The sequence below is a fragment of the Roseovarius sp. Pro17 genome (genome assembly GCF_035599575.1).
GTDB lineage: Bacteria > Pseudomonadota > Alphaproteobacteria > Rhodobacterales > Rhodobacteraceae > Roseovarius.
In genome coordinates this window covers 1,360,031-1,376,119 of the sequence record NZ_CP141179.1, presented here as the reverse complement: position 1 = coordinate 1,376,119, position 16,089 = coordinate 1,360,031, and the positions used below count along the sequence as shown (strand labels likewise).

The 16,089-nt window shown below is 59.1% G+C and carries 12 protein-coding genes and 1 pseudogene; 5 read left to right on the top strand and 8 right to left on the bottom strand.

Annotation, left to right across the window (positions count from 1 at the left end):
* Positions 1–14: 14 nt before the first annotated feature.
* The 5 genes from U3654_RS06675 to recA form a co-directional block, all read right to left on the bottom strand.
* Positions 15–293 (bottom strand): hypothetical protein, encoded by a 279-nt coding sequence (locus U3654_RS06675; protein ID WP_324754561.1) that lies wholly within the window; start codon positions 291–293, stop codon positions 15–17.
* Between the two features lie 162 nt (positions 294–455).
* Positions 456–725 carry a hypothetical protein gene (locus U3654_RS06670; RefSeq protein WP_324754560.1) on the bottom strand — a complete coding sequence of 90 codons (270 nt, stop codon included), beginning with the start codon at positions 723–725 and terminating at the stop codon, positions 456–458.
* A gap of 386 nt (positions 726–1,111) precedes the next feature.
* Complete coding sequence (locus tag U3654_RS06665; RefSeq protein WP_324754559.1) at positions 1,112–1,399, bottom strand: DUF1330 domain-containing protein; 288 nt, start codon at positions 1,397–1,399, stop codon at positions 1,112–1,114.
* Positions 1,400–1,402: 3 nt separating this feature from the next.
* A complete protein-coding gene (gene alaS, locus U3654_RS06660; RefSeq protein WP_324754558.1) occupies positions 1,403–4,066 on the bottom strand; it encodes an alanine--tRNA ligase in 2,664 nt (887 codons plus the stop codon).
* Positions 4,067–4,213: 147 nt separating this feature from the next.
* On the bottom strand, positions 4,214–5,299 hold the full coding sequence (gene recA / locus U3654_RS06655; RefSeq protein ID WP_324754557.1) for a recombinase RecA: 1,086 nt from the start codon (positions 5,297–5,299) through the stop codon (positions 4,214–4,216).
* Between the two features lie 192 nt (positions 5,300–5,491).
* Between recA and U3654_RS06650 the strand changes: the two genes are divergently transcribed.
* Both U3654_RS06650 and U3654_RS06645 read left to right on the top strand, forming a co-directional pair.
* On the top strand, positions 5,492–6,130 hold the full coding sequence (locus tag U3654_RS06650) for a gamma-glutamyl kinase (RefSeq protein ID WP_324754556.1): 639 nt from the start codon (positions 5,492–5,494) through the stop codon (positions 6,128–6,130).
* A 315-nt stretch (positions 6,131–6,445) separates the two neighbouring features.
* Positions 6,446–6,947, top strand: a pseudogene (locus U3654_RS06645) (transposase); the annotation flags it as partial.
* A gap of 8 nt (positions 6,948–6,955) precedes the next feature.
* Here the strand turns inward: U3654_RS06645 and U3654_RS06640 are convergent.
* The 3 genes from U3654_RS06640 to guaB form a co-directional block, all read right to left on the bottom strand.
* The gene (locus U3654_RS06640; RefSeq protein ID WP_416384564.1) at positions 6,956–9,253 is read right to left on the bottom strand and encodes an ATP-binding protein; all 2,298 of its coding nucleotides are present in this window, start codon (positions 9,251–9,253) and stop codon (positions 6,956–6,958) included.
* Between the two features lie 106 nt (positions 9,254–9,359).
* Positions 9,360–10,523 (bottom strand): RsmB/NOP family class I SAM-dependent RNA methyltransferase, encoded by a 1,164-nt coding sequence (locus U3654_RS06635; protein WP_324754555.1) that lies wholly within the window; start codon positions 10,521–10,523, stop codon positions 9,360–9,362.
* A gap of 51 nt (positions 10,524–10,574) precedes the next feature.
* A complete protein-coding gene (gene guaB / locus U3654_RS06630; protein ID WP_324754554.1) occupies positions 10,575–12,023 on the bottom strand; it encodes an IMP dehydrogenase in 1,449 nt (482 codons plus the stop codon).
* 135 nt (positions 12,024–12,158) lie between these two features.
* On the opposite strand from guaB, the gene speB reads away from it, so the two are divergent.
* From speB to ilvN, 3 genes are all read left to right on the top strand, one after another.
* Positions 12,159–13,115 (top strand): agmatinase, encoded by a 957-nt coding sequence (gene speB / locus U3654_RS06625; RefSeq protein ID WP_324754553.1) that lies wholly within the window; start codon positions 12,159–12,161, stop codon positions 13,113–13,115.
* A gap of 333 nt (positions 13,116–13,448) precedes the next feature.
* Positions 13,449–15,203 (top strand): acetolactate synthase 3 large subunit, encoded by a 1,755-nt coding sequence (locus U3654_RS06620; protein ID WP_324754552.1) that lies wholly within the window; start codon positions 13,449–13,451, stop codon positions 15,201–15,203.
* Positions 15,204–15,511: 308 nt separating this feature from the next.
* Positions 15,512–16,072 (top strand): acetolactate synthase small subunit, encoded by a 561-nt coding sequence (gene ilvN / locus U3654_RS06615; protein ID WP_324754551.1) that lies wholly within the window; start codon positions 15,512–15,514, stop codon positions 16,070–16,072.
* The last annotated feature ends 17 nt before the right edge of the window (positions 16,073–16,089 follow it).

The window sequence follows — 16,089 nt, the reverse complement described above, 5'->3', positions numbered from 1 at the left end:
ACCCTTGTCGGGTATTACTTTTTGCAGACCACTTCACGCAAAACAATGTGCTCGGGCTCAACCAGCCTGTTGTCCTCGCGGTAGATCGCCGGATATTCCAAAAGCAGAACCAGCCCGTCGCGGCGCACATATTTGTGCGACGGCTCGCTCAGAAGGACTTTCTTGACGTCGTAGCGCGCTGGAACGGTCACTTCCTTGTAGCAAGCCAGCACGCGGGCCTTATCGGCCTGCGCGGCAGGAACGCCGGCGGCCAGGATCAACACAGCGGCGGCGACGGATTTAAAAATGTGCATTCTGCTCTCCTTACTGCGGGATATACAAAGGACACCATGCAGGTCGATTACGGCATAATTGGGAACGCTGTGTCGTAGTTGATGGGCGGCGCACCCGCGAAAGCGTCACCGCGCCAGAGCAGGACGCGCACTGCAATGCGCGCGCGTCCTCAGGCGTACGGATTACCGGCAGGCCGCCTTACGCAGAACATAATGGCCCGCTTTGGCCAACGACTTCTTTTCAATGTAGACAGCTGGATAATGCATTTCGACCATCTGGCCGTTCGCATGCTCCCACTTCATCTTTGCAGGGTACTCGAGGTACTTCTTGGTGTGGTAGGTTGCAGGCACCCAGACCTTATCGTAGCACGCGACTTTTTGACCTTGCCAAGCCAGAGCCGGAGTTGCGGCGGCAGCCATGGCGACAATCGCCCCCATCAAAATCGTCTTCATGTTTCTTCTCCATGTTTAATGAACACACGGATATGTTACCCAACGGCACCCGCGCGCTGCGACAGCAAAACCGGGTTAAAGAGATCAATGTGGCTCTGAATCAGGTAAATTCGATCGAAATAAGCAGAAACAGCGGTCATCGCGTCATAGTTTCGCCTGCTATATTTAAGTTTTGAATTTCAAATCTGTTTCGCAATTTGAAACAATAGTTAGAAATAGCCCGATCACGTCGGGATCGCGAAACAGCGTTTCCGCCGAATCATTCGTTATGAGGCTTCACAGTGGCTATCGAATAGGCTGCAAAGTTTCGCCAAACGGTGCACGCGACAAGCGATATCACCCAAGCGACGCGCGCGGCGATGTGCATTTAAGATAGAATTCAGACACTATTCGGACGTCTCAACGATGAGCAGTTCGCGCTCGGACGCTTGGCGCGCGTGGCTTAGCGCCTCCTGGTATTCCGGCGAGTGATAGCACGCCTCAGCGGCCTCGACGCTGTCAAAGCGCGCAACAACATTTCGTGGTCGTTCCTTGCCCTCAAGTTGAACAAAACGGCCACCGCGCGCAATAAAGCGCCCGCCATGCGCGGCCACGGCCGGGCCAGCCAGAGCGGCGTAGCGGCCATATGCCTCTTCGTCGGTGACGGTAACGTGCGCGATCCAGAGTGCGGGCATGGTTTATCCTTTCAAAAGGGTGCGGGCCGCCGCAATCGCAGCGTCCGCTTTGGAGATATCGGTGCCGCCGCCTTGGGCCAGATCGGGCCGACCACCGCCGCCCTTGCCGCCCAATTCGGCCACGGCAGCGCGCACCAGATCGACCGCCGACAGCGCGCCGGTCTTGTCCTCGGTCACGCCTGCGGCGACAGCGACCTTGCCACCCGTGTCGGCGATCAGCAGCACGGCACCGCTGCCGATGCGCGCCTTGTGCTCGTCAATCAGACCGGGCAGGTCCTTGCCGGACACGCCGCTCAACACCTGGGCGATAAGTCGCGTGCCGCCAATCTCTTCGATCTCGGTCTCGCCACCCTGCCCGGCCCCACCTGACATTGCCAACTCGCGGCGCAACTGCGCGACCTCATTGACCAGCGCGCGGCGCTCATCCATCAGCGCCCGCACGCGGGCCTGTGCATCGTCCGGGCGCACCTTTAGCGCGCCCGCGATTTCGGTCAGCGCCTTCGAATGCCCGCCCAGATGGCTCAGCGCTGCCTCGCCGGTCAGCGCCTCAATCCGGCGCACGCCCGCGCTGGAGGCCACATCGCCAAGCAAGGCAAATAGGCCGATATCGCCAGTGCTACCCACATGCGTGCCGCCGCAAAGTTCGATCGAATAGGTGCGCAGATCCGTGCCCTTGCCCGAGCCGTCCTGATAACCCATCGACACCACCCGCACTTCGTCGCCGTATTTCTCGCCGAACAGCGCCTGCGCCCCCAACTCGCGCGCCTCATCGGGCGTCATGATCCGCGTTTCAACGGCGGCGTTCTGGCGAATGAATGCGTTCACATCAGCCTCGACGCGCGCCAGTTCATCTGCTGTCAGCGCCTTGGTGTGGCTGAAATCAAAACGCAGGCGTCCCGCGTCATTGAGGCTGCCGCGTTGCGCGACGTGGTCGCCCAGCGTCTCGCGCAGCGCCTCATGCAGCAGATGCGTCGCCGAATGGTTCGCGCGGATTGCGGCGCGACGGGCGTGATCGACCTCCATCAAAGCGGCTGCACCCTTGTCCAGTGTTCCGCGCGTCACTTCGGCAAAGTGGATGAACACGCCCGCCACCTTGCGCGTATCCGTGATGCGCGCCTCGCCACCCTCGCAGCGCAATGTGCCCCTGTCGCCTACCTGCCCGCCGGATTCCGCATAGAACGGCGTCTGGTTCAGCACGATCTGAACACTGTCGCCCTCCGCAGCGCTGTTCACAGTGGCCCCGTCCTGCACCAGCGCCACGATCTGCGCCTCGGCGATTTCAGTGTCGTAGCCCAGAAAATCCGTGACGCCGCTGGCCTCGGCGATGTCGAACCAGACCCCTTGATCGGCGGCCTCGCCGGTGCCGGCCCACGCGGCGCGCGCCTTGGCCTTCTGCTCGGCCATGGCCGTATCGAAGCCTGCGGTATCAACGCCCCGCCCCTTTTCGCGTAGCGCGTCCTGCGTCAGGTCCAGCGGGAATCCAAAAGTGTCATAGAGTTTGAATGCCGTCGCGCCGGGTAGGTCCGCGCCCTCGTCAAGGTCCATCAGCGCATCGTCCAGCAGCCCAAGCCCCCGGTCCAGTGTCTGCTTGAACCGCGTCTCTTCCAACCGCAGCATTTCCTCGATCATGCCCTGCGCGCGCCCCAACTCGGGGAAAGCCTGCCCCATTTGCGTGACCAGCGCCGGCACCAGCCGATACATCACCGGATCCTTGGCACCCAGCAGATGCGCGTGCCGCATCGCGCGCCGCATGATCCGGCGCAGCACATAACCGCGCCCCTCGTTCGACGGCATCACACCATCGGCCATCAGGAACGAGGTCGAGCGCAGATGATCAGCGATCACCCGATGATGCACATTCCCCGGCCCGTCCGCTTCAGTGCTGGTCGCGTGCGCGCTGGCCTCGATCAGTGCGCGCATCAGGTCGGTGTCGTAATTGTCGTGTTTACCCTGCAAGAGCGCGCCGATCCGCTCTAATCCCATGCCAGTGTCGATTGACTGCATGTCCAGATCGCGCAGTGTGCCATCCTCGAACCGCTCGTTCTGCATGAAAACGAGGTTCCAGATCTCGATAAAGCGGTCACCATCCTCCTCAGGGCTACCCGGAGGGCCACCCCAGATTTCGGGGCCATGATCATAAAAGATTTCCGAGCAAGGCCCGCAAGGCCCGGTCGCGCCCATGGACCAAAAATTGTCGTCGGTGGCGATGCGGATAATGCGGTCGTCACCAAGACCGGCGACCTTCTTCCAGATGTTGGCGGCCTCGTCGTCGGTATGGTAAACGGTGACCAGCAGCTTGGACTTGTCGATACCAAAATCGCGCGTCAGCAGCTCCCACGCAAAGCGGATCGCGTCCTCCTTGAAGTAGTCACCAAAGCTGAAATTGCCCATCATTTCAAAGAAAGTGTGATGGCGCGCCGTATAGCCGACATTGTCGAGATCGTTATGCTTGCCACCCGCGCGCACACATTTCTGGCTGGACGTGGCGCGGACATAGTCCCGCTTTTCGACGCCGGTAAACAGGTTCTTGAACTGGACCATGCCCGAATTGGTAAACATCAGCGTCGGATCGTTGCGCGGCACCAAAGGTGAGCTGTCCACAACCCTGTGGTCGTTGCGGTCGAAATAGCTCAGAAAGGTCGAGCGGATGTCGTTCAGCGTCGGCATGAGGGCCTCTTTTCGCGGCGTTTTCTATCAGGTCGGGCGAGGTTCTGATTATCCGCCCCCGCCCTGCCTGTCCACCGCAAGAACGTCGCACAGAAAAGGCCCGGTGCGCGCGTCGCGACCGGGCCTGTCCTGCATATCAATGAAAGATCAGGCTTCCATCAGGTTGTCATCACCACCATCGTCCCCGTCAGGTCCGGAAATATCGAAATCAAGGCCATGCGCAGCACGGATCTTGTCTTCAACTTCCATCGCCAACTTGCTGTTTTCCTTAAGGAAGGTCTTGGCATTCTCACGCCCCTGCCCGATCCGCTCATCCCCATAGCTGAACCAGCTACCGGATTTTTCGATGACACCGGCCTTAACGCCCAGATCAAGGATCTCGCCCATCTTGCTGATGCCTTCGCCATACATGATGTCGAATTCCACCTGCTTGAAAGGCGGCGCAACCTTGTTCTTGACCACTTTGACGCGGGTCGCGTTACCCACGATCTCGTCACGGTCCTTCACCGCGCCGATGCGGCGGATGTCCAGCCGAACCGAGCTATAGAATTTCAGCGCGTTGCCACCCGTCGTCGTCTCGGGGGAGCCAAACATAACGCCGATCTTCATGCGGATCTGGTTGATGAAAACTACCGTACATTTCGTGCGGCTGATCGAACCGGTCAGCTTGCGCATGGCTTGGCTCATCAGGCGGGCATGCACGCCGACACTGCTGTCGCCCATGTCGCCTTCGAGTTCGGACTTCGGCGTCAGTGCAGCGACCGAGTCGATCACGATCATGCTAACCGCACCCGAGCGTACCAATGTGTCCACGATTTCCAGCGCTTGTTCGCCCGTGTCAGGCTGCGAGATCAGCAATTCGTCCAGATCGACGCCCAATTTGCGCGCATATTGCGGATCCAGCGCGTGTTCGGCATCGACAAAGGCGCAAACGCCTCCCTTTTTCTGCTCTTCCGCAACGCAATGCAGCGTCAGCGTAGTCTTGCCCGAACTTTCAGGGCCATAGATCTCGACGACCCGTCCCTTGGGCAAGCCCCCGATGCCAAGGGCGATATCCAACCCAAGCGATCCGGTCGAGGTCGACTCGATGTCTTGGATGGCATTTTCGCCCCCCAGTTTCATGATCGAGCCCTTGCCGAACTGCCGCTCAATCTGCGCAAGTGCGCTGTCGAGAGCCTTCTGCTTGTCTGCACTTTTTTTGTTGTCCATCGTCAAAAGATCTGCCGTTGCCATTGCATTCAATTCCTTATTCCACACCCTGCCCCAAGCGGCAATCGCTGCATTTGTTCGCGACTTGTTCCCCAATCAAATGCATACAAAAGGAGAACATTTCAAGTTAAATGTTCGTATCTTCACATTTGACGATAAGTGTTGAAGAACGGTTAATGACGGCGCGGTGTCGCACCTCATTGGTCGGAGAAAGATATGTTAGTGTTTTCCAAGCATAAAATGGTGTTCCTGTCGGTCCCCAAGACTGGAACCACCGCTTGGCAGGCGGCACTTGCACCACATGCGTCAATGATCGTCAGTGATCCTCCCGAGCTGAAACATGCGCCGATTTTTCGCTACAACAGATTCTTTCGGCCCGCTTTGGAGAAATTCGTCGGCGAGAATCTCCATGTGATCGCCGTCATGCGCGAGCCGATTGATTGGCTCGGCAGTTGGTTTCGCTATCGCCAACGCCCATTTTTGGACGGGAAACCCACCAGCACGGCCGGACTCAGTTTCGACGATTTCGTGCAAGGTTATGTGCAGGGCAAGCAACCCAGCCATGCCAACGTGGGCTCGCAATCCAAGTTCCTGGAGCCGCAGCGCAATGGCACCGCTGCAACGCATCTTTTTCGCTATGAGGATCAGGACGGGCTGACACAATACCTAGAATCGCGCCTGGGACACCGCGTATGCACTGACCGTTTGAACAGCTCACGCCACGAACCGCTGCCTCTAAGCGCCGAAACCGAAGCTGTCTTGCGCCGCAAATATGCGCCCGACTTTTCCCTATACAACAGTATCGGCGCGAAGGGCATCTATCGACCCGAGCAAGTCCCCTCTCCGGTCGACTAATCCATCTCGTCTGCCATCACGTCCATCAAACCTGTGCCGCCGCCCAATTAGGACAATTACTTAGATGCCCGCCACGGCTCATTAATGCAGCTACCAAAGTTTGACCAAACGGAAACTACCCTGCCTGCATCAGTTGCAAGTCAGCACACACGTAAGTCTCCAGCGATATCATTTTCTATCACCCGATACTTTCGCACAACGATCGGCGCGGCCAACCACGTCTCAAATTTGTCTGACGCCAACACTCATGGGTCCAAATAGGGCAATTTGATAGGAGAGTGTTCTCGGCTCATTGTAACCACCGAGGAGTGGAAAATGAGACAGACAACTGGAACACGCAAAAGCCTTGACGAAAAGCTCGTCAAAGACACCAAACGCGCGGCTTGCAAACAATATTCGTCGGAAGAGAAGATTAGGATCGTCTTGGATGGTCTGCGTGGGGAAGACAGCATTGCTGAACTTTGCCGTCGGAGGCCATCTACCAAGGTATCAATTTCAAATGGTCAAAGGACTTCGTGGAAGCTGGCAAGCGACAGCTTGCTGGTGACACAACCCGCGCCGCGACGATTGACGAGGTGAAGGACCTGCGCCGCGAAGCCCGTGATCTAAAGGATGTAGTGGCTGGACAAACGCTGGAGTTGTGTCTTCTCAAAAAAAGCATGAGCGCCACCTCTCATCGATTGCTTTGCAATCAACTGCCGGGCAATGGATGGGGCGACCAAGAATGAGGAGTGCTGTATAGGAGAAGCTCCAGATAATCCGGATGATCGAGGGATCGCATCTGTCGGCCCGCCAGACACTGACCAAGCTGGGCGTTGCGCAATATCACAACAGTTGTCTTTGCACGATCTCAGTCAAGTCAGTCAGTGAAAATGGCTTGGGTAAAAAGACGGAATTCGGAATCCGGGCCTGAGTGTCGCCAAAATCCTCCTCCGCATACCCTGAGACAAAAACCACGCGCGCGTCAGGCCGGTCCTTCAGTGCTTTCTGCACCCAGCTTGGGCCATCCATGCCTGGCATGACCACGTCAGTGACGAATACGTCTACCTTGACGCTTTGATCCGAAAGGATATCCAGCGCCTCTTCGGCTGATTCTGCTTCAAGCACAGTAAACCCGCGCATCTGCAAAGCGCGCGACGCAAAGGCGCGTACCGGCGCTTCGTCCTCAACCAAAAGCACGATGCCCTCGGCTGGCATGACATCCATTGCGGGTCGCTCAGCCGTATTCTTGGATACGGCGATATTTTCATGTGCGGGAAACATTAAGAAAAAAGTGGTTCCGATCTCGCGCTCGCTGTCGACGAAGATAAAGCCGCCGGTCTGCTTGACGATGCCATAGGCGGTCGACAGGCCAAGCCCCGTTCCTTCACCAATTCGCTTGGTGGTGAAGAACGGCTCGAACACCTTCTGGAGGCGATCAAGTGGAATGCCTGCTCCTTCGTCGGTAACGCTGATCTTAACCCAACGGCCTGGCGACACGACGGCGCGGTCGCGCTGGAGCGGCTCGCTCAGAGTAACATTTTCGGTCTCGATGCGGATCTCTCCACCCTTGGCCATGGCGTCGCGCGCATTCACGACAAGGTTCATGATCACCTGCTCGAACTGGCGCTTGTCTGCCCTGATCGACCAGAGCGAGGGATCGTGATTGAGCGACAGAATGACTTTCTCGCCGACGAGTCGGTTCAGTAGATGTGTGAGATCAGACATGGCGTCGCGCAGGTCCATGACCTCGGGCCGCAAATTTTGCTTGCGGGAATACGCCAAGAGTTGATTGACGAGCGATGCAGCACGGTTCGAATTCTGCGCGATCTGGAGCAGATCTCCATAGTCGGAGTCGCCCTGATCATGGCGCAGCAGCAGCAGATCGCAATGGCCCGAGATCGCCGTCAGCAAATTGTTGAAATCATGCGCAACTCCGCCAGCCAGTTGACCGATGGCCTGCATTTTTTGCGACTGGACAAACTGCGCCTCAAGCGATTTTAGCTCGGTCGCGTCGTTCAACACAGCAATAAGCACGGTCTCGCCATTTTCACTGGCGCGGTTGAGCGTGACCTGGATGAACACCTCCTGGTCGGCGCGGCGTACACGTAGAAATTCAGAATGTACGGTACCGCGTGCCTGTGCGGCGTCCTCCAGCCAATCAGGAATCGAGCGACCCAATCCCTCGAGAAGGTCAGTGATCTGCTTACCCGACCAGTCGCCACACCCCAAAAGATCGCTGGCCGGTTTGTTGCAAAGCTGGATCGCCCCCCCGCGCGCCAACTTCAACAGCGGCACTGGCAATTCGTCGAAAAATGTCCATCCATCGGATGGCCGCTCAGTTGCTGCGATGCCGGGCATCACAAAGACCTCGCGACGGCCAGCGATCCCCTCCAACTCGACAACAAGGCAGGATTGCACGCCCGATTGCGTGCTGATGTCGTTCATCTGGCCCGATCTCAGCGGCAACTTCGGACAGATTCGGTCCAGCGTGCGCGCGCGCTCGCCAATCAGCAGTCGGGCGGCATCATTCATGAAAAGGACCGCATTGTTGCGCCCCACGGTCAGCATCGGCAGTGGAATCGCGTCGCTGCGCCGCGCCACAATCTCGGCCGACTTCTCGATTCGCCATAAAAGCATGTCCTGCCCGGCCTGATGCACCGAGAGGCGCACATGGCCAGTTCCGGTAACGATATCCTCGTAGGCCGACCCACGCGTAGCGGCGCGGGTCTGCAAGCGATAGAGAATGGCGCCGGGATTGGCGATCAATGTTTGCAGTGCACCAGCCAGCGTGTCGAAGGCGCGCGCTGTGTACGCTCGTTCAGCGGCGTCATTGCAATAGATGACCGCCCCATTCGGGCCGGTCACAATACCGGCAGCGGCGTCATGTTCGATGAAGTTGCGAACGGATTTTGCGGTGTGGGATCCTGACAAGCCGCCAATCCGCGACATGGCAACGATCCAGAGCGACGCGCATCCGAGCACCATCGACACTAACATGACGACATAGCGCTCTGCCCCCGGATCAATCAGGAACGCCGTAATGGCAAATAGCATGGCCGAACAGAAGACGAGGCCCGCATGGGGGCGCATCCGTGATGCGGCTCGCTGCATCGGGCCAAAAGCATGGTCAGTTATGGTCACGCGGACAGGTCCTGTTCTATGACTCGGTACCCCAAGTATTTATTCAGTCGGATTAATTTCATCTTAACGCGAGGCAAAAAGAATGGCCCAATCCTGCGCAATTCCATCAGGCCCGGCGCAGCTGAGCCACAAAGAAGCCGTCGCCCCCGTCCGACACGTCAAACCTGTGCATGTCACAGCGCGTCCATCCCGGCACGGTGTCCAGAAAATTGTCGATGCGCGCCTCGTTCTCGGCCACCAGCAACGAGCACGTCGCATAGACCAGCCGCCCTCCCGGCGCAACGAGCGCGGCAGCATCTTGCAATATCTGCGATTGAATTTGCGTCAGATCAGTCAGGCGCTCGGGCGTCAAACGCCATTTCGCCTCGGGTGTGCGCCGCCACGTGCCGCTCCCGGAGCAAGGGGCATCGCATAAAACGATATCGAACGGGGCGTTACGGGTCAAAGATGATGTTGCAATCTGAGTTATCTCTACGCCACAGCGGGCGGCGCGATCCGGCAGATCCTGCATCCGAGCGGGATCGATATCATGGGCAAAAATACGGGCGTCTGTACGTGCGGCAAGAGCGAGCGACTTGCCTCCTCCACCAGCGCAGTAGTCGAGGACACTGGTCACGCCCGACAGATCTATCCGCTCCATCGCGGCCTGGCCCGAACCGTCCTGAAGTTCGACCAAACCTTCCAGATAGGCGCGGCTGCGGACCAGTTTCCGCGCACCTTCGGTGACGCAAATCGCAGTTTTTGCAATGGGATGGGCGGTACCCTTGACGCCATATTCGGCCAGTGCATATACCGCGTCTTGGCGACTATTTCGGCGCAAATCGGCGCGTAACATGACCGGTGCGCGTTGGCGCAGAGCCATCCCCGCCGCCTCGCCTTTATCGCCGAGAGAGGCCCGGAATTCCTCCATCAGCCAGTCCGGTAAATCGCAGGCAGCGGCCCCTGTCGGCGGCGTACCCGCTGCAATTTCGGCGTCGGTCAAGGTCTCGGGTGCATGACCGACCCCGGTAAAGACAGTTGCCGGGTCCGCGCCAGCGGCGCGCAGTGCGCCGATCATGCGCCCCCGCCCGGTCTGCGCGCCACCAATGCATGCATAAGATCGCCAGCAGCGTAACGCCTGAAAGACGTGATCGCGCACCGCTGCCCGGTCGCCCGATCCCGCAAAGCGAGAGCGACGTGCCCAGGATGTCAGCGCCTTTTCAGCCGGTTCGCCATCCGCGATGCGATCCAACAGCTCTATCGCAGCCTGAACGCGGGCGCCGGGCGTCAAGACGGCGCCCCGTTTTCGACGTTAAGAATAGTACTCATCATGCTAAATAGTCTACCCAATCCGATAATTGGGCGACTCCCGCGTGATCTGAACGTCATGCACATGGCTCTCGCTGAGACCCGCGCCAGTGATCCGCACGAACTGGCAATTAGAGCGCATTTCGTCGACATTGGCACAGCCGGTGTACCCCATCGCGGCGCGCAGGCCGCCGATCAGCTGATGAATGACCGTCCCAGCGGCGCCCTTGTAGGGTACCTGCCCCTCGATACCTTCTGGAACCAGCTTGTCACTGGCGGCATCTTTTTGGAAATACCGATCGGCACTGCCCCGCGCCATCGCCCCAAGAGAGCCCATGCCGCGATAGGCCTTGTAGGACCGGCCTTGGAACAGGATCATCTCGCCGGGGGCTTCATCCGTGCCGGCAATCATGCTGCCGACCATGGCACAGGAGGCGCCAGCGGCGATCGCCTTGGCGAAATCGCCCGAGAACTTGATGCCACCGTCAGCGATGATCGGCACATCGCCTGCGGCTGCGGCGCAGTCCATGATCGCGGTCAGCTGTGGCACGCCGACGCCCGCGACCATGCGCGTGGTGCAGATGCTGCCCGGCCCGATGCCGACCTTGACCGCGTCCGCGCCCGCGTCGATCAGCGCGCGAACGGCGTCGCCGGTGGCAACATTGCCCGCCACGATCTGCACGTCACCTGCCATCTTTTTCGCACGCCTCACCGCCTCGGCCACGCCGGCCGAATGACCATGGGCGGTGTCGATCACGATCATGTCGGCCCCGGCATCCACCAGCGCCTCGCTGCGCTCGAAACCCGCATCGCCAGTGGTGGTAGCAGCGGCCACGCGCAGGCGACCCAAACGGTCTTTGCAGGCCGACGGGTTCAGCACGGCCTGCTCGGTATCCTTCAATGTCAGAAGGCCGGTCAGCTTGCCCTTGCCATCCGTCACCAGCAGCTTTTCGAGGCGGCGGGCCTTCATCAGTGACTTGGCTTCTTCCAGATCGGCAGGCTCGTGCAGGATGGCCAGATCGTCACTGGTCATCATCTTGCTCACTGGCGTCGCCTGGTCCTGAGCAAAGCGCATGTCGCGGTTCGTTACGATCCCCAAGACCCGGCCCGACGCATCGACCACGGGAAAACCCGTGACGCTGTATTGTTCCTGCAATGCCTTGGCATCGGCCAGCGTCTGATCGGGCGTCAGCGTGATCGGATTGTAAACAATGCCCGAAACGAAACGCTTGACCCGGCTCACCTCACTGGCCTGCTCTGCAATATCGAAATTGCGATGGATCACGCCCATGCCGCCCGATTGCGCCATGCAGATCGCCATGCGCGACTCGGTCACCGTGTCCATGGCGGAACTCAGCAGGGGAATGTTGAGCGAAATCGACTGCGTCACTCTTGTGCGCGTGTCGGCGGTGCTGGGCAGCACGGTCGACGCAGCAGGAACCAGCAGGACATCATCGAAGGTCAAAGCCTCACGAATCTTCATCACGTTTCTCCATGAACAGATCGTTTGGCAACTCCCTATTTCACGGATACCAACCATGCGAAAGGCAAAACGTGCCTTGCCCCCGCGCGCAGGCAATGGCTATCTGGCATCGAACTCACTAGCGGAGATTTCAGCATGAGCGGACATGACTATGAAACCGGGCGGCTAAACCTGCCCTTCGTCGGCATCTCGACCTTCGGCAAGCGCCCTTATGTGGCCGACTGGGGCGCGATCGACGCCGATATCGCCATCCTCGGCGCACCTTTCGATGGCGGGACACAATTTCGCCCCGGTGCGCGCTTTGGCCCACGGTCAGTGCGCGAGGCATCGACGCTGTTCAGCTTTGGCCATGGTGGTGCCTACGACCATGAGGACGACGTCACCTATCTGGGCGGGGACGTCACCATCGTCGATATCGGCGACGCCGACATCGTGCATACAGACACCGCGCAAAGCCACGCGAATATTGCCGAAGGCGTGCGTGCGATCCTCGACGCAGGTGCCCTGCCCGTCATCATTGGCGGCGATCATTCGATCAATATCCCCTGTATCGACGCCTTCGAGGGGCGTGGTGATATCCACATCCTGCAAATCGACGCCCATCTCGATTTCGTCGACGAACGCCATGGCGTGCGCAACGGCCATGGCAATCCGATGCGCCGCGCCGCTGAAAAGCCTTATGTCACCGGCTTGACGCAGGTCGGCATCCGTAACGTCAGTTCGACCGCCAAGGATGGCTACGACGCCGCCCGCGCCATGGGCTCCGACATTCTGTCGGTCCGTCAGGCCCGCGATTTGGGCCCAGAGGCACTGACCAAGCGCATCCCCAAGGGCGCGCGCGTCTATGTCACGATAGATATCGACGGCTTTTGCCCCTCCATCGCGCCCGGAACGGGTACGCCCAGCCATGGTGGATTTCTCTACTACGAGATACTGGAACTCTTGCAAAAGGTCGCGCAGGCCCATGAAATCGTAGGAATCGATCTGGTCGAGGTGGCACCCGCCTATGACCCGACCGACGCAACCTCAATCCTCGCCGCTCAAGTGCTGTTGAACTTCGTTGGCTTCATCATGCACGCTAGGCAGGGCTGACGACCAGATACTTTGTTGTTCCCAAAATACTCCCGCCGGAGGCATTTGGTCGGAGAAAGTATCGAAATGGGCGCTCGCGGCGCAACAAATGCAAAGAAATCTAACTATCGGCGACACTTTACCCAGCGTGACCGCTTGACGCGCCCAATCCGCGCCCATAATGTCCCCTCGCACGCAAAAGGGAGTGGTCCTGTGGAGCCGCTGGTAGTAATCACACGGAAAACGCGCATGGGCCGCTAAGCGGAAACCCAGTTGGTATCCCATGCGCCCCCGCCACACCGGGGGCTTTTTTATGCGCGCAAGATGAGTTGATGTCATGAACGGAGCAAAGCGATGACACGTCAGATGACCGGAGCGAAAATGGTGGTTCAGGCCCTCAAGGATCAGGGCGTGGACGTCGTCTTTGGCTATCCCGGCGGCGCGGTCCTGCCCATTTATGACGAAGTGTTCCAGCAGAATGATATCCAGCACATTCTGGTGCGCCACGAACAGGGCGCAGTTCACGCGGCCGAAGGCTATGCGCGCTCGACCGGCAAACCCGGCGTGGTGCTGGTGACGTCCGGTCCAGGTGCGACCAACGCGGTGACCGGCCTGACGGACGCGCTGCTCGATAGTATCCCGATCGTTGTTCTCACCGGTCAGGTGCCGACCTTCATGATTGGGTCCGATGCCTTTCAGGAGGCCGACACGGTCGGCATCACGCGCCCCTGCACAAAACATAACTGGCTGGTCAAGGATACGGCCAAGCTGTCGGCAGTCATCCACGAGGCATTTCATGTCGCCACCGCAGGCCGCCCCGGCCCGGTTTTGGTGGATATTCCCAAGGACGTGCAATTCGCCAGCGCCACGTACACGCCCCCCCAAAAGGTGCGTACCGGCCACTACCAGCCACAGGTCAAGGGTGATCTGGATGCCATCACCGAACTGGTGGCGGCGATGGAAACGGCCAAGCGTCCGCTGTTCTATACCGGCGGCGGTGTGATCAATTCCGGTCCCGCGGCCAGCCAGCTACTGCGCGAACTGGTCGAGGCGACGGGCATCCCCGTGACCTCCACCCTCATGGGCCTTGGTGCCTATCCCGCCAGCGGCAAGGCATGGTTAGGAATGCTGGGAATGCACGGCCTATATGAGGCGAACATGGCGATGCACGATTGCGATCTGATGATCAATATCGGCGCGCGCTTTGACGACCGGATCACCGGGCGGCTGGATGCGTTCTCGCCCGGCTCTAAAAAGGCGCATATCGACATCGACCCCTCGTCGATCAACAAGGTGATCAAGGCCGACATTCCAATCGTTGGCGACATCGCCCATGTGCTTGAGGATCTGCTCAAGGTCTGGAAATCACGCGGCCGCAAGGTGAACGTTGAGGCGATCGCCAAGTGGAACGCCCGCGTGGATGAGTGGCGCAAGGTCAAATGCCTCAGCTTCACCCAAGAGGGTAAGACGATCAAACCTCAGCACGCGCTGACGCGACTAGAGGCGCTGACCAAGGATCACGACCGCTACATCACGACCGAAGTCGGTCAACATCAGATGTGGGCGGCGCAATACCTGAACTTCGAGGATCCTAACCGCTGGATGACGTCGGGCGGTCTGGGCACCATGGGCTATGGCTTTCCCGCGTCCATCGGCGTGCAGATGGCGCATCGCGACGCGCTGGTCATCAACGTGGCTGGCGAGGCAAGCTGGCTGATGAATATGCAGGAAATGGGCACGGCAATCCAGTTCCGCCTGCCCGTCAAGCAGTTCATTCTCAACAACGAGCGCCTCGGTATGGTGCGCCAGTGGCAAGAGCTGCTCCATGGCGAGCGATATTCGCACAGCTGGTCCGAAGCCCTGCCCGATTTCGTCAAGCTGGCAGAAGCCTTTGGCGCCAAGGGCATCCGCTGCTCCGACCCCGCCGATCTGGATGATGCGATCATGGAAATGATCGAATATGACGGCCCGGTAATTTTTGATTGCATGGTGGAAAAGCACGAGAACTGCTTCCCCATGATCCCCTCTGGCGAGCCACATAACAAAATGCTGCTGGGCGAGGCATCGACCAAGGATGCCATCGGCTCCAAGGGTGCGGTGATGGTGTGAGCGCCAGAATTTTAGCTGCGTGTTTCTTTTGTACGTGCGCCGTCGAATTTACAGGCTTTCCCAGCCACGTCGAAGCCTCTGATACAATCTCAGAGCTTGAAAAAGTTGCTGAGAATATGCCGAGAGGTCTGGCAAATATACCAAACCAATGGTTCGAAATGCAGTCAAGTATTGGATGGGAAAAAATGCTGCTCGTATTTGGTTACGCTGATAACGCGGCCTTTTGCCGGTCGCTTGTCACTATTGCATATAGAGAGAACACCGATCGCGAATACAGGTGCGCTCCCGCAAACTAGAAAGGCCACCCCATGTCCGCACTCAACATCAAGAAAGGCTCGAACAAGCATTCGGCCTACAACCTGCGCCCCACCTTTTCGGATATCGAAGAGCGGCACACTCTCGCCGTTCTCGTCGACAACGAGGCGGGCGTTCTGGCCCGCGTCATCGGCCTTTTTTCCGGGCGCGGCTATAACATCGACAGCCTGACGGTGGCCGAGGTGGACCACGAGGGCCACACCAGCCGCATCACCATCGTGACCACCGGCACGCCACAGGTGATCGAGCAGATCAAGGCGCAGCTGGGTCGCATCGTGCCGGTCCACGAGGTCCACGACCTTACCGTCGAGGGCCGCGCGGTCGAGCGTGAGTTGGCGTTGCTGAAGGTCATCGGCACAGGTGACAAACGGGTCGAAGCGCTGCGCCTCGCCGACATCTTTCGTGCCAATGTGGTCGACAGCACGCTCGACAGCTTCACCTTCGAGATCACCGGTACCTCCGAAAAGATCGACGCCTTCGCAGATCTTATGCGCCCTCTGGGCCTGTCCGATCTGGCGCGCACTGGCATCGCCGCCCTACCCCGTGGCGCCTGACGTCGACCCTGCGCGCG